At 63.4% G+C, this 13,284-nt stretch carries 13 protein-coding genes; 10 read left to right on the plus strand and 3 right to left on the minus strand.

Annotated features, from left to right (window positions below; all coding sequences use genetic code 11):
- Positions 1–30 precede the first annotated feature (30 nt).
- Positions 31–957 (plus strand): FecR family protein, encoded by a 927-nt coding sequence (locus tag HU722_RS12125; RefSeq protein WP_186753031.1) that lies wholly within the window; start codon positions 31–33, stop codon positions 955–957.
- Here HU722_RS12125 and HU722_RS12130 read toward each other — a convergent pair.
- Positions 954–1,574, minus strand: coding sequence for a type II secretion system protein GspJ (locus HU722_RS12130; RefSeq protein ID WP_065876200.1), 621 nt, complete (start codon positions 1,572–1,574; stop codon positions 954–956). The genes HU722_RS12125 and HU722_RS12130 overlap by 4 nt on opposite strands.
- A complete protein-coding gene (gspH, locus tag HU722_RS12135) occupies positions 1,571–2,023 on the minus strand; it encodes a type II secretion system minor pseudopilin GspH (protein ID WP_186753030.1) in 453 nt (150 codons plus the stop codon). Before gspH ends, HU722_RS12130 begins: the two co-directional genes overlap by 4 nt.
- A gap of 93 nt (positions 2,024–2,116) precedes the next feature.
- On the opposite strand from gspH, the gene HU722_RS12140 reads away from it, so the two are divergent.
- Positions 2,117–2,548, plus strand: coding sequence for a type II secretion system protein N (locus tag HU722_RS12140; RefSeq protein WP_049708807.1), 432 nt, complete (start codon positions 2,117–2,119; stop codon positions 2,546–2,548).
- Here HU722_RS12140 and gspI read toward each other — a convergent pair.
- Positions 2,535–2,900 (minus strand): type II secretion system minor pseudopilin GspI, encoded by a 366-nt coding sequence (gspI, locus tag HU722_RS12145; protein ID WP_065876199.1) that lies wholly within the window; start codon positions 2,898–2,900, stop codon positions 2,535–2,537. The two genes, HU722_RS12140 and gspI, sit on opposite strands and share 14 nt — an antisense overlap.
- Before the next feature lie 148 nt (positions 2,901–3,048).
- On the opposite strand from gspI, the gene gspG reads away from it, so the two are divergent.
- The 8 genes from gspG (at position 3,049) to HU722_RS12185 (ending at position 13,154) form a co-directional block, all read left to right on the plus strand.
- Positions 3,049–3,498: a type II secretion system major pseudopilin GspG gene (gspG, locus tag HU722_RS12150; protein ID WP_049708805.1), complete on the plus strand. Its 450-nt coding sequence runs from the start codon at positions 3,049–3,051 to the stop codon at positions 3,496–3,498.
- 8 nt (positions 3,499–3,506) lie between these two features.
- Positions 3,507–4,376: a type II secretion system minor pseudopilin GspK gene (gene gspK / locus HU722_RS12155; protein WP_186753029.1), complete on the plus strand. Its 870-nt coding sequence runs from the start codon at positions 3,507–3,509 to the stop codon at positions 4,374–4,376.
- Entirely contained in the window at positions 4,373–5,431 is a 1,059-nt protein-coding gene (gene gspL, locus HU722_RS12160) for a type II secretion system protein GspL (protein WP_065876198.1), read from the plus strand. The genes gspK and gspL overlap by 4 nt, the downstream gene beginning before the upstream one ends.
- Positions 5,424–5,936: a type II secretion system protein M gene (locus HU722_RS12165; RefSeq protein WP_049708802.1), complete on the plus strand. Its 513-nt coding sequence runs from the start codon at positions 5,424–5,426 to the stop codon at positions 5,934–5,936. The genes gspL and HU722_RS12165 overlap by 8 nt, the downstream gene beginning before the upstream one ends.
- Complete coding sequence (gspD, locus tag HU722_RS12170) at positions 5,933–8,233, plus strand: type II secretion system secretin GspD (RefSeq protein WP_186753028.1); 2,301 nt, start codon at positions 5,933–5,935, stop codon at positions 8,231–8,233. The genes HU722_RS12165 and gspD overlap by 4 nt, the downstream gene beginning before the upstream one ends.
- Before the next feature lie 727 nt (positions 8,234–8,960).
- Positions 8,961–10,379 (plus strand): type II secretion system ATPase GspE, encoded by a 1,419-nt coding sequence (gene gspE / locus HU722_RS12175; protein ID WP_065876196.1) that lies wholly within the window; start codon positions 8,961–8,963, stop codon positions 10,377–10,379.
- Positions 10,379–11,590 carry a type II secretion system inner membrane protein GspF gene (gene gspF / locus HU722_RS12180; protein ID WP_012723647.1) on the plus strand — a complete coding sequence of 404 codons (1,212 nt, stop codon included), beginning with the start codon at positions 10,379–10,381 and terminating at the stop codon, positions 11,588–11,590. The genes gspE and gspF overlap by 1 nt, the downstream gene beginning before the upstream one ends.
- A gap of 379 nt (positions 11,591–11,969) precedes the next feature.
- Entirely contained in the window at positions 11,970–13,154 is a 1,185-nt protein-coding gene (locus HU722_RS12185; protein WP_065889406.1) for a substrate-binding domain-containing protein, read from the plus strand.
- The last annotated feature ends 130 nt before the right edge of the window (positions 13,155–13,284 follow it).

Here is a 13,284-nt window from a genome sequence, read left to right on the forward strand (position 1 = left end):
TCCCTGATAAATCCGTGAGTACGTGCGCGCTTGAATATTTTTAGCCTCTCCACTGCCCGGCAATCCGCCGCCAGCCCCCTGCACGATGAAGCCCGCGACTGGCTGCTCCTGCTGACCTCGGGCCGCGCCACCGTGGCCGACGCCAAGGCCCTGCAGGCCTGGTGCGCGCAGAGCACGGAACATGCCCAAGCGTTCGAACAGGCCAAGGCGTTATGGCGCGACGTGGTCCCGGCCCTTGAACAGGTGTCGCAACCGCGCAGCTTTGGCCGTCGTGCCTTCCTGGGCGGTGCGATTGCTGCCTCGGCGGCCGTGGTGATGGTCCGTGCCGGCGTACCGGGCGGTTTCGCCGGACTCACGGCGGACTACCGCACCGAAGTCGGCGAGCAGCGCCAGGTGATGTTGAGCGAAGGAATAAGCCTGGAACTCAATACCCAGACGCGCATCAGCCGAGTGGGGCAGGGCATTGAATTGCTTGAGGGTGAAGTCGAGGTGCTCGCCCACATTGCGCAGCCGCTCAAGGTCCAGGCCGGCGAAGGCTGGGTCAGTGCGGCGCAGGCCCGCTTCAATGTGCGCAACACCGACCACAACGTGTGCGTGACCTGTATCGAGGGCTCGCTCATGGTGGACATCGCCGGGCGCAGCGTGCGCCTGGACGGTGGCCGGCAACTGACCTATGGCAACGTCGGGGTCAGCGAAGTGACCACGGTAGACACCCAGGCGGTGGTTGCCTGGCGTGAACAGGTCCTGGTGTTCAACAACGCCACGCTGGCGACGGTGGTGGATGAGATCAACCGCTATCGACCGGGGATGCTGGTGTTGCTGAACAGAGAACTCGGCCAACGCCGGGTGCAGGCGCGGTTCAGCTTGCAGCAGTTGGCAGGGGTGGCGTTGTTGATTCGCGATGCGTATGGGGCCAAATGTACGGAATTGCCGGGTGGAGTGGTGTTGTTGAGTTAGTTCAACGACCTCAACGGCCCCACCACCTGGCGATATTTTTCCACGCCTAGCGGCGTCTGCCGCACCAGGCTGATTTCCAGCCCCAGCGGGTCCTCGCGGCGATTACCACTCAACTGCCGCCATCCCTTATCCGCCTCCCACACCCGCACCTGCAAATCGCTCACGCCGGTCAACACCACCACGCCATCCTTCGCTGCCGGCAGCGGATAGCGGTCCCGCGCGGGCGCCGCTGCCCGATACAACGAGTCGCCTTTGAGCCACCAGCGAACCCGTTGCAGCCCGTCACCTGCCACCGGGGCGCTGCGGATCACGTCCAGGCGAAAGCCCTTGCTGTCGGAACTGCGCACCGTCACCGCAGCCAGCCCCTCTGTTTTAGCCGCCCCATCTTCCGGCGCGCTGGGGACGGCGAGTTCAACACTGGCCCGCAAGCTGATATCCCGCTGCATCTGATTCAACGCTCTCAGCAGCACCTCTGTTTGCTCGGTGCTCGCCTGCAAATGCTGATCAGCGCGGGTCACGCTGTCGAGGCCGCGCCAGGCGATCACGCTGACCAACGCCATCAGCATGATCGCCACCATCACTTCGATCAGGGTGAAGCCTTGCTGGGCGTTGTTCATGGCTGGCTCACCACGCGCATCAAGCCGGCGGCGTCGCGTTGCAGGCTGAGGCTGTGTTGCCCATCGGACAGCACCACCCGCAGCGGTGGGTTGATCCATTCGGCATTCAGCACCAGGGTTTGCCGGGGTTCGATGTTGATTTGCATTGGCGTGCTTTCCCATAGCCGTGGGCGCAGTTGGTCGTCGTTTTTAAACGTCTCGATACCTGTCCCATCATCCCTTTGACGATTGAAGCGAAAGCCCTTGGCATCGGCCCGCCAGGTGATGGGGCGGCCGTCGGCGTGGGCTTCGGCCTGGGCGACTTGCAGCAGTTGGCTCAGGCGCTCGGCGTCTTTGCGCAGCAGGTGCAGTGGGTCGGGTTTGATCGTGAGGCTGATGGCGGCGCTGGCGATGCCGATGATCACCAGCACGACCATCAGTTCGATCAGGGTGAAGCCTTGCTGTTTCATCGCGCGCTTCCTGGAAAACTGGGGAGTGTGTGAAATAAAAGCGTGCGAATTGACCTGTAGGCTGGTGCGACGGACAAACAGGAGGTCCACCCCATGGCATTTGCCCATCGTTTCACCCTGGCCCATGGCGTGCAGGCGCTGGGTGTGTTGGCCGCACTGGCTGGCCTGGCGGTCTGGACGCCGCTGCTGCTCACCAGTGCCGAATCCCATACGCCCCAAGCCACGCCCCAGGCATTGGCGGCGCGCAGCGATAACCCGGCGCTGCAATGGTTTTCCAATGCGCCGACGGCGCTGCAGGTGAAGGTCACCGGCGTGCTGGCAGGTGCTCGTGGTGCGGTGGCCATCCTCAGTCTGAATGACGGCCCGCCGCGCAGTTTTCTGCTGGGTGAGCGCCTCAGCCCCGGCGTGCGGCTGACGGCCATCGAAGGCGATGGTGTGGAGATAGAACGCGGTGGCGAGAAACTGCGCGTCAACCTCGACAAGCTGCCGCAGGGGCCCGCGTTGCCCATGCTCACTCGGCCATGACCTGGGTGTCCAGGCGGGCCAGTGGCGGCGCTTCGCGGCTGGCGTCGAGCACCTGCAGGTTGACCTGAAACAGGCGCCCATCGGCGTTGATGGTCTGCTCGCACCGCAGTTTCAAGCGGCCCTGGTCGCACTCGAAGTTTTTCTTGCCGCTGCGCAGGTGCCCCTCCAGGCGCAACTCCGCCAGGCGACTTTGCGCCGCCAGCAACGCGATCGACTTGTCGCGCAACAAGCCGTTGCTCTGGGTCATCAGCCCGGCCACGCGCACGGCGGCGGCCATGGCCACGGCGATGATTGCCAGCGCCACCAGCACCTCGATCAGGGTAAAACCTTGCTCCTTGCGTCGGCCGTACATGGCGCTCTCAAAGCCGGGAAACAGGCCCGCAGACTAGCGCCGGCAGTTGACCGATTGGCGACCGAACCTCCCGAGGATTTTCAATACGACTGACATGTGTTCTTGCAACACTGCGCCACGAATTGCACTCAAGCCAAGGAATGTCGAGATGGATATCGCGCGCCTAACGTCCCCATTGCCAGGCCCTCGCGGGCAGCGTGGCTTCACGTTGATCGAGATCATGGTGGTGGTGGTCATCCTCGGGATCCTGGCCGCGATGGTGGTGCCCAAGGTCCTCGATCGGCCGGACCAGGCACGGGCCACCGCAGCGAAGCAGGACATCGGCGGGTTGATGCAGGCGTTGAAACTCTATCGCCTGGACCACGGCACTTATCCGAGCATGAACCAGGGTTTGAAAGTACTGGTGGAACGCCCGGCGGATGCGAAGAACAACAACTGGCGCGCCTACCTGGAACGCCTGCCCAATGACCCTTGGGGCCACCCTTATCACTACCTCAACCCGGGCGCCAATGGCGAGGTCGACGTGTTCTCCCTCGGCGCCGACGGCCAGCCGGATGGTGACGGCGTGAATGCCGATATCGGCTCCTGGCAGTTGTAAGGCGCGCCATGAAACGGTATTCGCCCCCAGCGGCGAAGCAGCGCGGCATGGCGATTATCAGCGCGTTGCTGATCGCCGCGGTGGTGGCGGTACTGGCCGGCGCCATGCTCACGCGCCAGACCGTGTTCACCCGCAGCCTGGAAGCCGAGCAGTTGCGCATCCAGGGCCAATGGCTGTTGCAAGGTGGCCTTGAGCGCAGCCGGCAGATGCTCTGGGACGCGCGCCAAAAAGACGTGCTGACCCGCCTCGATCAACCCTGGGCCCGTGCCCAAGGTGGCGTGTTTGAGGGGCGGATTGTGGACGAGCAGGGCAAGTTCAACCTGCGTAACCTGGTCAATCGCCAGCAGGTGGACACCGAGCAGTTGCAGAGCTTCGAGCGGCTGTGTCGCCTGATCGGCGTCGACCCGGCGGTGAGTCGGCGTATCAGCCAGCGAGTGATCGCCTCTTATGTCCCCCCCGCCAAATACCCGATGCTGCGCAGCCTGGATGACTTGAGCGGGATCGAAGGTCTCGACCCTATCGTGTTGCAGCGCATGCAGGCGTATATCAGCGTGTTGCCGGGCCCTACCTGGGTCAACGGCAATACCGCCAGCGCCGAAGTGCTCAGCGCGGTGGTGCCACAGCTCAGCGTGTCCCAGGCCCATGGGCTGGTGGCCGAGCGTGACGGTGGGCACTGGTTTATCAACCGCGGGGATTTCGTCAACCGCTTGCGGCTGCCCCACATCGAGGTGGACTCGGTGCAAGTGGGCATTACCAGTGAGTGGTTCCGCTTGCAGGGGCAGGCTCGCCGTGAGCAGCGGCGGGTGACGATTGATGCGTTGTTGCATCGCCCCGAAGACCGCGAGCCACGGGTGATCTGGTCGCGGGTGGGTGTATGAAACGCTTGCGCATTGGCTTGCCGCCGCTGGATCAGCTGACCCTTGAGAGCCAGGTAAAATTTGCCTGGCTGGACCGTGGCGTGGTCATTGAAGAGGGCTACGCAAGCCTGGCGCAGTTGGGCAAGGCCCGCCAGGCCGTGGAGTGTTTCCTGCACCCGCGCGACAGCTTGCTCACCAGCCTGGAGCTGCCACCGTTGCCGGCCGCGAAAACGGCGGCCGCCGTAGCCTGCGCCGCGCAGGCGTTGATCCTGGGCCCGGTGGAACAGATGCAGGTGGCCCACGGCCCGCGTGAAAGCGATGGGCGCGTGCAGGTGGCTTGGGTGCCCAAGGCTGCTTTGGAGCGGTTGGCGCAGGTGCCACTCAAGCTGCGCGGCGTGTACCCGGCGCCCTATGCCTTGCCGGTGGGCACTGCGGCGCTGGACGAAGGTTATCTGTTGACGCGTGACAGCCTGCAACAAGGCGCGGTGCACCCGTTGGGCTTGCAGGCGCTGGGCGTGCAGCGGGTGGATGCGCAGCAACGTTGGAGTGGGCCAGTGCCCACATGGGGGTTGCACGGTCGCCTGCGCCAACCCTCGACTGCCGGATGGGGCAGGGCGCTGGCGTGTGTGGCGCTGGCGACGGCCATCTGGACCGTTGGGCTCAACCTGTACGCCGCGCGCCAAGTGGATGAAGGTCAGCGACTCAAGGCCTTGATGAGCCAGCAGGTGCGCCAGGCGTTTCCCGAATTGCCGGTGGTGCTCAACCCCTTGCAACAGGCCCGTCAGCAATTGGCTGCGCGACAGACCGGCGCGGCCGCAGACCCAGGGCAACGCTTCACCAGCCTCCTGCAACTGGCGGGCAGCAGCCTGCCGTTCATGGTCGGCAGCGTCGACAACCTGACCTTTGAACAAGGCCGCTTGCACGTGGAATTACTCGCCGACAGTCGTAACCCGACGGCTGAGGGTGAATGGCAGGCGGCGTTGGCCCAGGCCGGCTTTACGGCCACCCGCGATGACCATGCCTGGACCATTGGCCCGGCGCCGGCAGCGGAAAAGCCAGGGGCCAGCGATGAATAAAGTGCAGCGACTGCGCAGCCAGGCCCAGGTGTTCTGGCGCGGCCTGGCCCTGCGCGAAAAACGCATGCTCGGCGGCGCCGGCCTGGTCCTGGCGAGCCTGCTGACCTGGCTGGTGCTGGTGCAGCCCGCGTTGAAGAAGATCGACTACTGGCAGGCCGAAACCCCCAAGTTACGTGCCCAGGCCGCCGCTTTGCAGGTGTTGTTGCAGGATGTCGCTGCGCCTCGCCAGGGCGATGAAACTGCGTTGCGCCAAGCCCTCGATGGCGCCGGCCTGCAAGGCCATTACCAGTTGCAGGCGCTGGAACCCGGCGGCTGGCGCCTGACCTTCGACAACGCCCCGGCCGATGCGGTGGTGGGGTGGCTGCTGGGCAATGCCCGCGCGTTTTCTCTGGAGGTGTCCGAGGCGCGTTTGCAGCGCACCCTCGACACCGTCGATAACTCGGCCGGCACTGTGTCCGGGACCGTTCGCATGGATCAGGCGCTTGGCGCTAAGGAAGCTTCATGAAGTGGTCAGTCCCCCCTTTTCGCATGGTCGCGCCGCTGCTGGTGCTGGCCCTGAGTGCGTGCAGCAGTCAGTCAACCACGCCATTGCTGGTGGACAGTGAACTTGGCCAACCCTTGGCCGACACCCGCCGCAGCGGTGAGACGGTGTTGGATCGCCAGCGTGAACCCGCATCCCAACCGCCCGTCCAGCACCGGGTTACCAACAGCGCCCGCAGCCACGCCCCGGCGGTGGTCAAGGCCCGCAACCCACTGGGCGACCAGCCGGTGCAGCTCAATTTTGTCGACGCCGATATCCAGGCGGTAGTGCGCGCGCTGTCCCGCGCCACCGGCCAGCAGTTCCTGGTCGACCCACGTGTAAAGGGCAACCTCACCCTGGTCAGCGAAGGCCAGGTGCCGGCGCATCAGGCCTACGACATGCTATTGGCGGCGCTGCGCATGCAGGGCTTCAGCGTGGTCGATGTGGGCGGCGTCGCCCAAGTGGTGCCCGAGGCCGATGCCAAGTTGCTCGGCGGGCCGATCTACACGGCCGGCAGCAGCGGCATGCAAACCCGCACCTTCCGTCTGCAATATGAAAACGCGGTGAACCTGATTCCTGTGCTGCGCCCCATCGTGTCGCCGAACAACCCGATCAATGCCTACCCCGGCAACAACAGCATTGTCATCACCGACTACGCGGAAAACCTCGCGCGTGTCGCGCAGATCATTAACGGCATCGACACCCCCAGCGCCATCGACACCGACGTGGTGAAGGTGCAGAACGGCATTGCCGTGGACATCGCCGCCATGGTCGCCGAGCTGCTGGAAACCCAGGGCGCCGACCAGACCCAGAAGATCAACGTGATCGGTGACCCGCGCTCCAACTCGATCATCATCCGCTCCGGCAGCCCGGAGCGTACCGACCTGGCGCGCAACCTGATCTACAAACTCGACAATGCACAAAGTAACCCCAGCAACATGCACGTGGTGTACCTGCGCAACGCCCAGGCGGGCAAGCTGGCGCAGTCGCTGCGCGGGTTGCTCACCGGTGAAAGCGACTCCGGCGTCAGTGACGATGCCCGTGGCAAGCTCAGCGCCATGGGCGGCAATGGCAAGAACACCGAAGGTGCGAGTAACGCGCAAAACAGCAGCGGCACACCCACTGGCAGTGGTGTGCAGTCGGGCTACGGCCAAACGGCCGGTTCGACCAGCAGCACCGCTAATGGCGGCATCTCCGGCGATGCAGACAGCGCGTTCAGCGCCGGCGGCGTGACCATCCAGGCGGACGCCACCACCAACACCTTGCTGATCTCCGCGCCGGACCCGCTGTACCGCAACCTGCGCGAAGTGATCGACATGCTCGACCAGCGCCGCGCCCAGGTGGTGATCGAAAGCCTGATCGTGGAAGTGAACGAGGACGACGCCACTGAGTTTGGCGTGCAATGGCAGGCCGGTAACCTGGCGGGCAAGGGCGCTTTTGGTGGCGTGAATCTCGGCGGCAGCGGCGTGATTGGCACGCCCACCAGCCCGACCAGTATTGATGTGCTGCCCAAAGGCCTGAATATCGGGTTGGTCAACGGCACCGTGGATATTCCCGGCATTGGCAAGGTGCTCGACCTCAAGGTGTTGGCCCGCGCATTGAAGAGCAAGGGCGGCACCAATGTGCTGTCCACGCCGAACCTGCTGACCCTGGATAACGAAGCCGCGAGCATTTTTGTGGGCCAGACCATTCCGTTTGTCACCGGCAGTTATGTGACCGGGGGTGGGGGCACCAGCAACAACCCGTTCCAAACCGTGCAGCGTGAAGAGGTGGGGCTCAAGTTGAATGTACGGCCGCAGATTTCCGAGGGCGGCACGGTGAAGCTGGATATTTACCAGGAAGTCAGCACCGTGGATGAGCGGGCTTCGGTGACGGCGGGGACGGTGACCAATAAGCGCGCGATCGATACCAGTATTTTGTTGGATGACGGGCAGATCATGGTGCTCGGCGGGTTGCTGCAGGATGGGTATAGCCAGAGCAATGATGCGGTGCCGTGGTTGTCGGATATTCCGGGGTTGGGGGCGTTGTTTCGCAATGAGAAACGCAGTGTGAACAAGACCAACCTGATGGTGTTTTTGCGGCCTTACATTATTCGGGACAGTGGGGCGGGGCGCAGTATTACGTTGAACCGGTATGAGTTTATGCGCCGGGCGCAGGGGGGGTTGCAGCCGGAGCATAGTTGGGCGATGCCGGATGTGCAGGCGCCGCAGTTGCCTTCGGTGGAGAAGGCGATTCCTGGGCAGCAGGGGCCTCGGGCGGTGATTCGGGCGGTGCCTAAGTGAGTGTACATATCCGTTGCTGCGGTCACGGCCGCTTAGGGTTCCGCTCTTACAGCGGGTCACTTTTGGCAAACGCCCCAAAAGTAACCAAAAGGTCTTCGCCCCACCACTCGGCACCTCGCCTAGGCTCGGTGTGCCCTCACTCCGGCTTTGGAGCGTGGGCCGCCGCGATGGGCCATCCTTGGCCCAGCGCGGCTAACCCGGCGTCCTGCCGGGTTACCCACGCTCCAAAGCCTGCGTTCGGCCAGCGTGGTTTTACGGGGCGCCTAAGATCAAAATCAAGAGCAAAAGCAGAGCGCGGCGGCCTTAGAACCGACCGGGTTTTTGAGGCCGATCTCGGTCACCTGTGGGAGCTGGCTTGCCTGCGAAGGCATCAACTGGATATGCCTGATTCACCTGGGCGTCCGCATCGCAGCAATGCGGCGATCCGACAAGCCAGCTCCCACAGAAAAGCAACCTACGGTGCACAAAAAACTGCCTTTGCTCCACACCACTCAAGCCGGCTGTCAGGCCGCTGTGCTTTCGCTTTTGATCTTGATTTTGATCTTAGGCGCCCCCCAAATCCCTGTCGGATTACGGGCACACCGAGCCTAGGCGAGGTGCCGAGTGTTGGGGCAAGAGCCCTTTGCTTACTTTGGGGCTTTTCCAAAGTGAGCCGCCGTAAGGGCGGAACCATAATCAGCCGTTACCGCAGCAACGGATATGTACACCTTCAAAAAGGGCCAACCCCATGAGCCTTCTGCCCTACGCCTGGGCCAAATCCCAACGCATCCTCCTGCGCCCCGGCGAGCAAGGCATGCTACTGACGGTGTGCCCCTCGACCCCAGGCTGGTCCATCAGCGAAGTCCACCGCCAGTTCGGCCAGGCCCACCTCGAACAGGTGCGCGACGACGAACTCGACGGCCTGCTCACCAGCGCCTACGCCGACACCGGCAGCGCCGCCGCTGTAGTGGGCGCCGCCGAAAACGAGGTCGACCTCGACCGTCTGATGCAAGACATGCCCGAAATCACCGACCTGCTCGACACCCAGGACGGCGCGCCGGTGATTCGCATGATCAACGCCTTGCTCACCCAGGCCGCGCGCGACGAGGCCAGTGATATTCATATCGAACCTTATGAGACCCATTCCGTGGTGCGCTACCGCGTCGATGGCACCCTGCGTGACGTAGTGTCGCCGCGCAAGGCGTTGCATGGCGCGCTGGTGTCGCGCATCAAGATCATGGCCCAGCTCGATATCGCCGAGAAACGCCTGCCCCAGGATGGCCGCATCGCGCTGCGTGTGGCGGGGCGGCCGATTGATATTCGGGTGTCCACGGTGCCCACCGGGCATGGCGAGCGGGTGGTGATGCGGCTGTTGGACAAGCAGGCCGGGCGTTTGCAGTTGGAAACCCTGGGCATGGAGCCACAATTGCTCGCCCGCCTGGACACGTTGATCCGTCAGCCCCATGGCATTGTGCTGGTCACCGGGCCCACCGGCAGCGGCAAGACCACCAGCCTGTACGCCGCGCTGGCGCGGCTGGATGCGAGCACCAGCAATATCCTCACCGTGGAGGATCCGGTGGAATATGACCTGCCGGGCATCAGCCAGATCCAGGTCAACGCCAAGATCGACATGACCTTTGGCCTGGCCTTGCGCGCGATTCTGCGTCAGGACCCGGACATCATCATGATCGGCGAAATCCGTGACCTGGAAACCGCACAAATCGCCGTGCAGGCTTCGCTTACCGGCCACTTGGTGCTCGCCACCTTGCACACCAACGACGCGGTGTCGGCGGTCAATCGTTTGATCGATATGGGGGTTGAACCGTTCCTGTTGGCGTCGTCGTTGCTCGGCGTGTTGGCCCAGCGCCTGGTGCGGCGCCTGTGCCCGCATTGCAAGCAGGAAGACTTTGCCGCGCCCGGCACGTGGCGCCCGGTGGGCTGCGCGCAGTGCAACCAGATCGGCTACAGCGGCCGCACCGGTATCCATGAATTGTTTTGCGTCGATGACGACGTGCGCAGCCTGATCCACCAGGGCGCCAACGAACAGGACCTGCGCCTGGCCGCGCGCCGTGCCGGGATGTTCAGCATGCGTGAAGACGGCGAACGTTGGGTGCGCAGCGGCGCCACCGCGCCCGAAGAAATCCTGCGCGTGACACGGGACGCCTGATGAATCGCTATCGCTACGAGGCTGCCGATGCCAGCGGCAAAGTCGAGGCCGGGCATGTGGAGGCCGACAGCCAGAGCGCGGCCTTCGCCAGTTTGCGCAGCCGGGGTTTGACCGCGTTGCTGGTGCAGATCGAAGGCGGCCAGCCCGCGGCGGCGGGCAGCAGCCTGTTCACTGCCAAACTCTCAGACAATGATTTGGCCTGGGCCACGCGGCAACTGGCGAGCCTGCTGGGCGCCAGCCTGCCGTTGGAGGCGGCGTTGAGCGCCACGGTGGAGCAGGCCGAGAAAAAACACATCGCCCAGACCCTCGCCGGTGTGCGCGCCGATGTGCGTGGCGGCATGCGCCTGGCGGAGGCGTTGGCGGCGCGGCCACGGGATTTTCCGTCGATCTACCGCGCGCTGATCGCGGCGGGGGAGGAGTCCGGCGACCTGGCCCAGGTGATGGAGCGCCTGGCTGATTACATCGAGGAGCGCAACAACCTGCGCGGCAAGATCCTCACTGCGTTCATCTACCCTGGCGTGGTGGGGTTGGTGTCCATAGGCATCGTGATTTTTTTGCTGAGCTACGTGGTGCCCCAGGTGGTCAGTGCGTTTTCCCAGGCGCGCCAGGACCTGCCGGGGCTGACCCTGGCGATGCTCAACGCCAGTGACTTTATCCGTGCCTGGGGTTGGCTGTGTTTCGCCGGGATCGTCGGCGGTTTCTGGAGTTGGCGCCTGTATTTGCGCAACCCGGTGGCGCGTTTGAATTGGCATAGCCGCGTCTTGCGCCTGCCGCTGATCGGGCGCTTTGTACTGGGCCTGAACACCGCGCGGTTTGCCTCGACCCTGGCGATTCTTGGCGGTGCCGGCGTGCCGTTGCTAAGGGCCTTGGAGGCGGCGCGGCAGACCCTGTCCAATGACCGCCTGAGCCAGTGCGTCAACGACGCCACCGCCAAAGTGCGCGAAGGCGTCAACCTGGCCCCGGCGCTGGCGGTGGAAAAGGTGTTCCCGCCGGTGCTGATCCACCTGATCGCCAGCGGCGAAAAAACCGGCTCGCTGCCGCCGATGCTCGAGCGCGCGGCGCAGACCCTGTCGCGGGATATCGAACGCCGCGCCATGGGCATGACCGCGTTGCTGGAACCGCTGATGATCGTGGTGATGGGCGCCGTGGTGCTGGTGATCGTCATGGCGGTGCTGTTGCCGATCATCGAGATCAACCAGTTGGTCACCTGACTGACGAAACCCACATTTGAACTGCGCCCATTCAGTTGGTTTGCCGACATCCTGGCCGCCACGCCCAACCTCGGGTTCCTCATTCCGTCACATCCCACCCCCCTCGACACACGCCACACCGCCTCCAGCAACCCCGCACTGAAACCTCGCTGTCACCTGCCCCGAAACCGCTCAAAACCATGACCAAAACACCCGAGAATCTTTTTAAAATCAAGGCGTTCCTCCCGAGGTTTTTTCCCATAACCGTCATCGGAAACTGCGACTTTCTCTCCATGGTTTTCACCCCTGGCCACCCCCGCAACATGGCTTGGGACCGAAGCCATGGCGTCATGCAAGAGCCATCTACCCAACGTACAAACACGACGAAAGGAGCTTCTTCATGTTTAAGCGCAACGTTCTCGCGGTATCCATGACCCTCGCTGCACTGTGCTCGGCACAGGCTGCATTCGCTGACGTAAACGGCGGCGGTGCAACCCTGCCACAACCGCTGTACCAGACTGCCGGCGTACTCACTACCGGTTTCGCCCCTTACATCGGCGTGGGCAGCGGCAAAGGTAAACTGGCGTTCCTGAACAACGACTACAGCCAGTTCGGCACTGGCACCAAGAACGTGCACTGGGCTGGCAGCGACTCGAAGCTGAGCTCGTCTGAACTGTCGACCTACGCTTCCGCCAAACAACCTGCCTGGGGCAAGCTGATCCAGGTGCCTTCAGTCGCTACTTCGGTTGCCATTCCGTTCAACAAGGCTGGCGATGCAAACGTTGACCTGAGCGTTCAAGAGCTGTGCGGCGTGTTCTCCGGCCGTATCGTCGATTGGAGCGAAATCTCTGGCGCCGACCGTACCGGCCCGATCACTGTGGTTTACCGCACTGACAGCAGCGGCACTACCGAGCTGTTCACCCGTTTCCTCAACGCCAAGTGCACCGAAAACGGCGAGTTCGCTATCACCACTTCGTTCGGTTCCAGCTTCGCCGGTGGTCTGCCTGCAGGTGCTGTACCGGCCACTGGCAGCCAAGGTGTGATGACTGCCCTGGCAGCTGGCGACGGCCGCATCACTTACATGAGCCCTGACTTCGCTGCTTCCACCCTGGAAGGTCTGGACGACGCTACCAAGGTTGCGCGTGTAGGTAAGAATGAAGAGACCGGTGCTGAAGGTAAGTCGCCAGCTCCGGGCAACGTTTCCGCTGCTATCGGCCAGGTACCGGTGCCTGCAGCCACCCCTGCCAGCATCCGCGCCAACCAGGACAACTGGGTACCTGTATTCGGCAAGAATGGTGTAGCCGGTGTTCAACCTTACCCAACCTCGGGCTACCCAATCCTCGGCTTCACCAACCTGATCTTCAGCCAGTGCTATATCAACGCTGACCAGACCAACCAAGTACGTGGTTTCTTCACCAAGCACTTCGGCGCAACTGCCAACAACGACGCCGCCATTTCGGCCAACCGTTTCGTGCCACTGCCAACTAGCTGGAAAACTGCCATCACCGAAACGTTCGTGACTTCCGGCAGCGATCTGAGCATCGGCAAAACCAACATTTGTAACGGCAAAGGTCGTCCGCTGTAACCCAGGCTTTCAACGACCCGCAACACCTGATCAGCAACGGCCTGTGCCGTTGCTGATTTTTTTTGCGTACCAGCCCCATGTGAACTTTCCATGACAGAAGTTCAGTCGCGCCCCTCGCCAACCGCCTAAC

This window comes from Pseudomonas tritici, from assembly GCF_014268275.3.
GTDB classification, from domain to species: Bacteria; Pseudomonadota; Gammaproteobacteria; order Pseudomonadales; family Pseudomonadaceae; genus Aquipseudomonas; species Aquipseudomonas tritici.

Excerpts from the sequence above, each read along its gene's own strand:
- HU722_RS12130 (WP_065876200.1), bottom strand. The coding sequence starts at position 1,574 with ATGAACAACGCCCAGCAAGGCTTCACCCTGATCGAAGTGATGGTGGCG.
- gspH (WP_186753030.1), bottom strand. The coding sequence starts at position 2,023 with ATGAAACAGCAAGGCTTCACCCTGATCGAACTGATGGTCGTGCTGGTG.
- HU722_RS12140 (WP_049708807.1), top strand. The coding sequence starts at position 2,117 with ATGGCATTTGCCCATCGTTTCACCCTGGCCCATGGCGTGCAGGCGCTG.
- gspI (WP_065876199.1), bottom strand. The coding sequence starts at position 2,900 with ATGTACGGCCGACGCAAGGAGCAAGGTTTTACCCTGATCGAGGTGCTG.
- gspG (WP_049708805.1), top strand. The coding sequence starts at position 3,049 with ATGGATATCGCGCGCCTAACGTCCCCATTGCCAGGCCCTCGCGGGCAG.
- gspK (WP_186753029.1), top strand. The coding sequence starts at position 3,507 with ATGAAACGGTATTCGCCCCCAGCGGCGAAGCAGCGCGGCATGGCGATT.
- gspL (WP_065876198.1), top strand. The coding sequence starts at position 4,373 with ATGAAACGCTTGCGCATTGGCTTGCCGCCGCTGGATCAGCTGACCCTT.
- HU722_RS12165 (WP_049708802.1), top strand. The coding sequence starts at position 5,424 with ATGAATAAAGTGCAGCGACTGCGCAGCCAGGCCCAGGTGTTCTGGCGC.
- gspD (WP_186753028.1), top strand. The coding sequence starts at position 5,933 with ATGAAGTGGTCAGTCCCCCCTTTTCGCATGGTCGCGCCGCTGCTGGTG.
- gspE (WP_065876196.1), top strand. The coding sequence starts at position 8,961 with ATGAGCCTTCTGCCCTACGCCTGGGCCAAATCCCAACGCATCCTCCTG.
- gspF (WP_012723647.1), top strand. The coding sequence starts at position 10,379 with ATGAATCGCTATCGCTACGAGGCTGCCGATGCCAGCGGCAAAGTCGAG.
- HU722_RS12185 (WP_065889406.1), top strand. The coding sequence starts at position 11,970 with ATGTTTAAGCGCAACGTTCTCGCGGTATCCATGACCCTCGCTGCACTG.